This window comes from Methylobacterium sp. B1 (genome assembly GCF_000333255.1).
Lineage (GTDB): Bacteria > Pseudomonadota > Alphaproteobacteria > Rhizobiales > Beijerinckiaceae > Methylobacterium > Methylobacterium fujisawaense.
In genome coordinates, this window is record NZ_BACT01000008.1 from 1 (window position 1) to 7,727 (window position 7,727).

General features: G+C 69.7%; 7 protein-coding genes and 1 pseudogene. 3 read left to right on the top strand and 5 right to left on the bottom strand.

Annotated features, from left to right (window positions below):
- Positions 1–203 precede the first annotated feature (203 nt).
- Entirely contained in the window at positions 204–1,391 is a 1,188-nt protein-coding gene (locus I53_RS00225; protein ID WP_051044586.1) for a GNAT family N-acetyltransferase, read from the top strand.
- Positions 1,392–1,434: 43 nt separating this feature from the next.
- Here I53_RS00225 and I53_RS00230 read toward each other — a convergent pair whose 3' ends face one another.
- Positions 1,435–3,657, bottom strand: a complete 2,223-nt coding sequence (locus I53_RS00230; RefSeq protein ID WP_043345318.1) for an exopolysaccharide transport family protein — start codon at positions 3,655–3,657, stop codon at positions 1,435–1,437.
- Positions 3,658–3,846: 189 nt separating this feature from the next.
- Here I53_RS00230 and I53_RS00235 point away from each other — a divergent pair, with 189 nt between their 5' ends.
- Positions 3,847–4,425: a polysaccharide biosynthesis/export family protein gene (locus I53_RS00235; protein ID WP_043345320.1), complete on the top strand. Its 579-nt coding sequence runs from the start codon at positions 3,847–3,849 to the stop codon at positions 4,423–4,425.
- 26 nt (positions 4,426–4,451) lie between these two features.
- Here I53_RS00235 and I53_RS00240 read toward each other — a convergent pair whose 3' ends face one another.
- Both I53_RS00240 and I53_RS00245 read right to left on the bottom strand, forming a co-directional pair.
- Positions 4,452–5,081, bottom strand: a complete 630-nt coding sequence (locus tag I53_RS00240) for a hypothetical protein (protein ID WP_043345323.1) — start codon at positions 5,079–5,081, stop codon at positions 4,452–4,454.
- Between the two features lie 182 nt (positions 5,082–5,263).
- Positions 5,264–5,512 carry a hypothetical protein gene (locus I53_RS00245; RefSeq protein ID WP_043345326.1) on the bottom strand — a complete coding sequence of 83 codons (249 nt, stop codon included), beginning with the start codon at positions 5,510–5,512 and terminating at the stop codon, positions 5,264–5,266.
- A 269-nt stretch (positions 5,513–5,781) separates the two neighbouring features.
- On the opposite strand from I53_RS00245, the gene I53_RS00250 reads away from it, so the two are divergent.
- Positions 5,782–6,000, top strand: coding sequence for a hypothetical protein (locus I53_RS00250; RefSeq protein ID WP_043345328.1), 219 nt, complete (start codon positions 5,782–5,784; stop codon positions 5,998–6,000).
- A gap of 19 nt (positions 6,001–6,019) precedes the next feature.
- Here I53_RS00250 and I53_RS00255 read toward each other — a convergent pair whose 3' ends face one another.
- Together I53_RS00255 and I53_RS00260 are read right to left on the bottom strand one after the other, a co-directional pair.
- Entirely contained in the window at positions 6,020–7,075 is a 1,056-nt protein-coding gene (locus I53_RS00255) for a hypothetical protein (RefSeq protein ID WP_043345332.1), read from the bottom strand.
- Positions 7,076–7,103: 28 nt separating this feature from the next.
- Positions 7,104–7,727, bottom strand: a pseudogene (locus tag I53_RS00260) (glycosyl transferase); the annotation flags it as partial.

The window sequence follows — 7,727 nt, forward strand, 5'->3', positions numbered from 1 at the left end:
CTGGCGCGACGCGGTAAACAAATCCGAAAGCCGCCGCACCGAGGGGCGACCGGAAGAAAGGTGCTGTTAGCCACGCATCCCTTTTGCCGCGCCGTGCCGCGCCGCGGGCCAAGGATCCCGCGTTGAGGTGACGGGCCATTCAGGCCCTGGAACCCAGTATTCGGGCGGCACGGGATCGTCGGTGGTCCCTGGGAGATCGGGTCATGGCGACCGGCGTCCAGATGGCGGGAACGGGCATGGTCGAATCGCGCCTGGCCCACGGGCTCATCGCGGAGATCATCCCGGATCTGAATGCCGCCGAGGCACTCTGGCGCCGGCTCGAAACCGAGCCGGCCGCCCTCGGGACGCCCTATCAGCGGTTCGACTGGGTCAGCGCCTATCTGCATGCGACCGGGCAGGTCGAGCATGCCCGCATCGTGATCGTGCGGAACGCAGATGGGCGTCCACGCCTTCTCATGCCGTTGACGCTGCAGCGGGAACACGGCCTCCGCATCGCGCGCACCGTCGGTGACACGCACGCCAACTATCATATGCCGCTCTTCGCCACCCGCGATGCGGCAGCCCTCCCGTCCAGCAGCATCGTCACGGCCCTGATCCAGGTGGGCCGGGCCAACGGCATCGACGCCTACACCCTCAAGCATCAACCCAGGATGTGGGACGGGGCGGTGAATCCGCTCGCCGCGACCGGCGAGCCCGAGGCCAGCGATGCCTACGGTCTCATGCTCGGGCCGGACCCGGAGGCGACCGTGCGCCGGGTCTTCAGCGCCGACGCCCGCAAGAAGCTGCGCTCGAAGGAGAAGCGCCTCATCGAGGCGCACGGCGCCATCGCCTATCGCCGCGCCGGGACGCCCGAGGAGGCGCAGCGTCTGCTGGCCGCCTTCTACGCGCAGAAATCGGCGCGCTTCGCCGTCATGGGCATCTCCGACCCCTATGCCGATCCCGCGATCCGCGCCTTCCTCGCGGCGGCGTCGACCGGCGCGGAGCCGGCGGTGGAGGTGCATGCCCTCTGCCTCGTCGAGAGCGGCCGGGTCCTGGCAACGTTCGGCGGCGCCGTGAGCGACCGGCGCTTCAGCGGCATGATGACGGCATTCGATGCCGACCCGGAGATCGCCCGGTACAGCCCCGGAGACCTGTTGCTGCAACATCTGGTGCGCGATCAGACGGACCGGGGCCGGCAGGGCTTCGACCTCGGCGTCGGCGAGGCGCGCTACAAGGCCAGCATCTGCGACGAGACGATCAGCCTCGTCGAGACGGTCATACCGGTGACCATGCGCGGCCGGACCTACGGGGCCGTGCGCGGAAGCCTCACGCGCACGAAGCGGCGCATCAAGCGAGACCCGCGTCTCTACGCCGTCCTTAAGCGGCTCCGGGCTTTGCGCCGCCGGCCCTGACCGTCGCCGTCCTGGGCCGGACCTGCGCCCGGCGGCACCCGTCTCAAGCGGCGGTGAGGCGCAGCTCGGCCGCCGGATCCTGAAAATCCGCATTCGCCGGACGGTCCTGAGCGACCAGGATCTGCCCCGCACCCGCATCCTCGGCCAGGGCGTAGAGATCGGCCAGCGCCGGATCCTCCGCATCGGCATTCGACGCGATCACCACGCAGTCCATGAAGCCCGCGACGAGCTCGAGCAGGTCGACGGCGCCGGGCGCGGCGGCGAGCCGGAAGAGCACGCACTCGTAGGCCTCCGCCATGGCTTCGAAGGTCAACACCAGAGCGTCCGGCGCGTCGAACAGGACCGTCGAATCGTGGAGCCCGGCCGCGATCCGATGATGGCCGCCGGCGCGACCGGCCTGAATCACATCGAGGAAGGCAGCCTCGCCGGCGATGAGGTCGGAGAAGCCCAAGCCCCGGGGCCCGCTGCTCGGCGCGTTCAGATCCACGGCGACGAGGCTCCCCTCGCGGCCGAGGGCACGGGTCAGGGCCTCCGAGAGCGTCGCCGGACCGCGCCGGTCCTCGGTCTCGACGATCAGGATCCGGCGGCCGGACTGGGCCCCCGGGACGCGGGGCGCTGCGGCGATGCGCGCGACGAGGGGCGCAAGGTCGAAGGTCTCGGCGGCGCCGGCTGACGCTTTCGCCACGGGTGCCGTCGTCGCGGAGGCGGCTGCGGCCTCCGACGGCTGGGACCAGCGCTCGGACGGCATCGGCTCCGGAAACGCGAAGGTCGGCCGGTCCATCACCGGCTCGCGGCGGCGGCGATCGTCCGTCGGATCGCCGTCGCGCTGTCCGGCAGCGCGGCCGGATTCGGCGAGCAGCGCGCTGGCGATGACGCCGCCGGCCGAGAGCATGAGGGTCAGCAGCGTCGCGAACGCGACGATCGGCAACTTCTTCGGGAAGGACGGCACCTCGGGCGTCACCGCGCGGGATACGATCCGGGCATCGGCCGGCGTCGCCGCCTCGCCGTCGCGCGCCGCCGCCTCGCGGTAGCGGCCGAGATAGGATTCGAGCTGCTCACGCTGCGCCTTGGCCTCGCGCTCCAGCGCGCGGAGCTGGATCTCGCTGGCGTTTCCCTGGGCGACGACGTCCTGCTGGCCGTCCACGGCGCTCCGGAGGCTCTCGACCCGTGCGCCGGCGATCTTGGCGTCGTTGTCCATCGTCCGCACGATGCGCTCGGCGGAAGCCTTGATCTGCGCGTCGAGATCCTCGAGCTGGGCGTTGAGTTCCTTGATCCGCGGATGAGCCGGCAGCAGCGTGCGCGATTCGAGGGCGAGCTGGGCGCGCACCGAGATCCGGTTCTCGACGATCCGCCGGATCACCTCGTTGTTGGCGACATCCGGGATCTCGAAGGCGCGCCCGTCCTTGATCAGGTCCTTGATGGCCTTCACCTTGCCGTCGAGATCGGCCTTCAGGCTCCGCGCCGCCGAGAGCTGGCTCGACAATTCGCCGAGCTGCTGCGCGTTGAGGGGCCGGCCGGTGGCGCCGGCGCTGCCCACGAGGCCGTTCTTGACACGGAACGCCTCAACCTTCGCCTCGGCTTCGGCGACGCGCTTGCGGAGCCCGTCGATGTTGCCGCCGAGCCACGTGGAGGCATAGCGGGCAGTGTCGACCTTATCGGCCTCCAGCGAGCCGATGTAGAGCTTCGCGATGGTGTTGGCGGCTTCGGCCGCGAGCTTCGGATCCTTCGCGCGGAACTCGATCGTCAGGATGCGCGACTTTCCGGCGGGAAAGACCAGCAGGTGATCGAAATAGGCATCGAGCACGCGGTCCTCGGCCGGGCGGTCCAGAGGATTGGCGCCGATGCCGAGCATCATCAGCACGCGCTGCACCGGGCCGATGCTGCCGGCGCCGGGATCGAATTCGGCATTGCCCACGAGCTTGAGCCGGCGGATCGCTTCGCGGGCGAGATCCCGGGACATGACCACCTGCACCTGGCTCGCCACAGCCTGCTCGTCGATGGGCGCGAGCTGGTCGGCGCGTTCCTGCGCGGTGCGGGCGAAGGCCGGGTCGCGGCTCTCCAGGAGAACCTTCGCCTCGCCGGTGTAGCGGGGGCTGACCACGTTGACGAAGACGCTCGCCCCCAGGGCGACCACCAGGGTCGGTCCGACGATCCATCCGATCGAGCGCCTCAGAATCCGCGGCAGCTGCGCGAGACCGAGGCCCTCGTCGGCGCGCGGCTGCGGGCTGGGCAGGGCGTTGGTCGAGCGTTGACGTATAGAGGACATGCGGACGCTCTGGACGCGGCGGAAAACCGGGCCGGCATTACTGCCCGCCCGCCGCCATTAGTGGATGTTAAGGTTGCTCAAGAGTTAAGGTGCGCGCGGACCGGCGGCGCCGGCCGGCCCGTCCGGCGGTGATCAAGTTTCATTAACCTTAACGGCCTAGATGATCCGGCAACTGCATCCTTGACGGCGATGGTGATGAACCGGCGCGCTCTGCTCCTCGCACTCGGCTCGACTCTGGCACTCGGCGGCTGCCTGCGGCCGAGCTTCCGCACCGACGAACTCGACGCGACCGGCACCGGGTCGATCGCTGCCCGCTACACGCTGGCGGCGGGCGACAAGCTCCGGGTGATCGTCTTCGGCCAGGACAACCTGTCGAACATTTACGCGGTGGATGGTGCCGGTCGCATCGCCATGCCGCTGATCGGCACCGTGCAGGTCGGCGGTCAGACGACCGCCCAGGCGGCCAAGGCGGTCGAGGCCAAGCTGGCGGCCGGGTTCGTCCGCGAGCCGCACGTCACCGTGGAGGTGGACGCCTACCGGCCCTTCTACATTCTCGGGGAGGTGACCACCTCGGGCCAGTATCCGTTCGTCAACGGCATGACCGTCGAGACGGCGGTGGCCATCGCCGCCGGCTTCGGCCCCCGGGCGGCGCGGGATTATGCCGTTCTGACCCGCGACACCAACGGCACGCTGGTCTCGGGAATCGTGCCGATGACCTACGCGGTCCGTCCGGGCGACACGATCGTCATCAAGGAGCGCTTTTTCTGAGCGACGGCCGCGCCAGTCACTGCGCCTCATGCCACGGGGTTGATCACCCGCATCGCGGTCTTCTGCGCGGGGATCGGCGTCGCGATCTCGGGGGCCGGCTGTTTCGCCCGCGCCATCATCTGCCGTGCGGCTTGTGCGGGCAGGGTGCCCACCGGCGTGAACAGGCCGGCCAGGACCTTGCGGGTGCCCTTGCTGACCAAGCGCGAGTTCTGGACCGGTTCGAAATCCCGGATGGCGTGACGCTTGTCGGGATTCCCGGTGAACACCCGGGCGCCGGCATTCAGGACCACGATGTCGCCGGGGCGCAGCGTCTCGTCCTTCAACAGAGCCGCCGTGGCGCCGCCCTTCATGTCGATGGGGGTCTGGCGCTCGCTGATCTCCCGCTCCTTGACGCGGATCTTCAGCGGCAGCGCCGCGTAGCGGGTCTGAAAGCGACGGCGGGCGGCGCCGAGCCGCGGGCTCGCTTGGCGGCCATACGAACGGCTCTCGAAGGCCGGAGCCTGGGTCTGCGCGGGCTGAGCTTGTTGAACCGCCGGCCGAGCCCCGAACAGCATCTCGAGGAAGCCCAGTTCGGCCGCGTGGGCGTGCGTTGTCGTCCCGGCGAGAAGGCCGCCGGCCGTCATGACGGCCAGCAAACTGCTCGTGCGAAGCCTCATGACATCCTCCGGAACCGACGCCCGACGTGAGCATCCGACCCTCAACCGCAAGGCGTACTGGAGGGTTCCGGATGATTTACGATCTGCTTAGCAACACCGGTCGACTTCGCGACGGTGCAGTATTCGACGCCCCCGTCTGAGGGCGATGACGCGATCCGGATGCGGTGGGGGTGAAGCGCCGATCAGCCCGGAGCGGATTGCTCGCCCTCGCCGATGCAGTCGAGGGCGCGCTCGACCGCACTCACGGCATCGAGCAGGTGCTGGACCGTCCGCTCGACCTCGAGCGCGGGGCGACCCATCGCGGCAGCACGGGCGCTCACATCCTCGAGCTGCTCCAGGAGGGCGAGAAGATCGCCGGCCACGGTCACGACTTCGCAGCGGGCGAGGCGCGTGACGGTGGGACGCGGGCGGAAGGGCAAGACGTTGCTCATTGCCGAGGGTTGTCGCCCGAAACGGTCCGGATTCGCCAGGGGGCGCGGGCCGCGCTCAACACGATTGCCCGTCGGTATCCGCCCCAAACCGGGGGTGTGGTGGATTTTCCGTGGCCGCTGCGCATCGGAGGCCACAGAACGGATTTACACGTTGCGCGCGACCTTGACGGGCGCGCTCCCGGGCTGACCATGCCGCGAGACGTTTCGTCGAGGCCTCGTCCGGGAGATGCCGGAGAGAGGCTCGACTCCGGCAGGTTTCAGGATTTGCGATGCGCTTGACCCTTCTCGCCCTCTCCGCACTCACCCTCGGTGGCCTGTGTGCCTGCAGCACCAGCGACGGGCCGGACTCGCGCAGCGGGCTGGCCGAGACCTTCAACCTCGACAATTACCGCGCCTCCGGCAACACGAATGGCACCCAGAGCCGCCGGGACGTGAACCGCGCCTACACCCAGCCCACGCTGCCGACGATCGGCAACCGCGGGATGTGACACCCGCGGTCGCGACGCGTCAGCGCTTGGTGAGCGCGTCCGCGAAGGCGGCGATCCGGTTGCGGGCGTAGACCGGCAGGCCGGCGCTGATCGAGTTGCCGGTGTTGAAGCTCGAATTTCCCATCAGCACCTGCGCCGGCAGCAGGTTCTTGAGAACCGGCACACGGGCGTACTCGGCCTTGCGGTCGAGGACGTCCCCCTTGATCGCCAGGGCCATGTAGGTGGTGACCACCGTCTTGGTCGAGTCGTTCGGCATCGGCTGGAACACGGCGAGGAACTTGCCGAAGCGCAGGATCTGGTTGACCCAGAAGATCGTCTGCTCCAGGCCGCCGGTGACGGACGTGTCGATCTTGGTCAGTGCCTTGAGCGCGGCGGCCTGGTCCGGCCCGAGGACCCGCAACTCGCTCTGGAACGAGACGAACTCGGCGATCTTCTTGGCCGACCCTTCCTCCAGCTTGTTGGCGAGCTTCACCCCGAGCGGCAGCTTGCCCTCGAGATCGTAGCGCGACTCGATGCAGGCGCCCGCCCCCTCGCACCAGGGCCGGTCGGGTCGCTTGGCGAAGGCGGCGGCCGGATCCTTGTTGGGGGTCACGTCGGCGGCCGAGATGGCGCGGTGCTTGATCGCCGGATCCATCTTCTGGACGAAGGCGAGATTGGCGAAGGCCTGGAGGTCGATCGCCTCGGCCGGCCGCGGGACGACGAAGCGCCCCTCGGCCACATAGACCTTCAGCGTCTCGTGCCGGGGCTTTGTCACGCCGTTCACCGTGACGGTGTAATCCGGCTCCTTGTAGCCGGGATAGGGGGCGAGCGCCGTCGCCTCGGCCGGCCGCACCTTCAACCAGTCGAGATACGGGATCAGGCCGTTCTCTGGCGCCGACGGATTCTCGCGGTGATCGGTGAACAGGATCTGGCCCGGCTTGATCGCGGCGGGGTCGACGGCCGTGACCGAGGGCACATCCTTGACCCGCTCCGGTGCCGGCGCCGTGTTGGCGGCGGGCGTCTGAGCGCGGACCGGGATGGCCGGGAGAGCGACCGTGAGGGCGGCCGCCAGGGCGGCAGGAAGCTGCTGACGCAACGGGATTCTCATCTCTCGGGGAGGGCAGTCAGTAACCGGGATCTTCGCCGAACAGGTAGTCCGGATCGCGGCGGCGCGGCCGGCGCGCGTCGTCATCCCCGCCGAAGGGCGAGCGGTTCGTCTGGCCGGGCCAGGGCTTGTACGGATCCTGCCCGTAGAGATCCACATCGCCCTGCGCACGGCGGCTGCGCGGCGCCGGCCGCTCGCCGAACGGGTCCAGGAAGTCGGCCCGCGGCCGCTCGCCCGTCATGTTGCCGTAATAGTCGCCCGCCACGTTCGCGCCGTCGTCGGCGCCGGCGAGATCGCCGTCCTGGGCGTCGGGCCGCATGGCGTACAGCGTCTCCCGCGGAACGAGGCGGTACTGCGTGTCCGCCATCCGTCCGTCGCCGCTTGTGCGGAAATGCTCGAGAAAGCCGCCGCCCGCGACCCGCACGCCGCTGCGCGGATCGACCACCAGGTCGGCGATGAAGGGGCGCGCCTCGGGGGAGGGTCCCCGCAGCGGCGTCTTGGCGATGCCGTTCGCCCAGGCCGCCTGCAGGATCGCCGAAGCGATCGGCACCGAAACATGGCCGCCGGTCTGGCCGCGGCCGAGGGTCTTGCGGGTGCCGTCGGCGTTGTCGTAGCCGACCCAGACCACCACGCTGATCTCGTG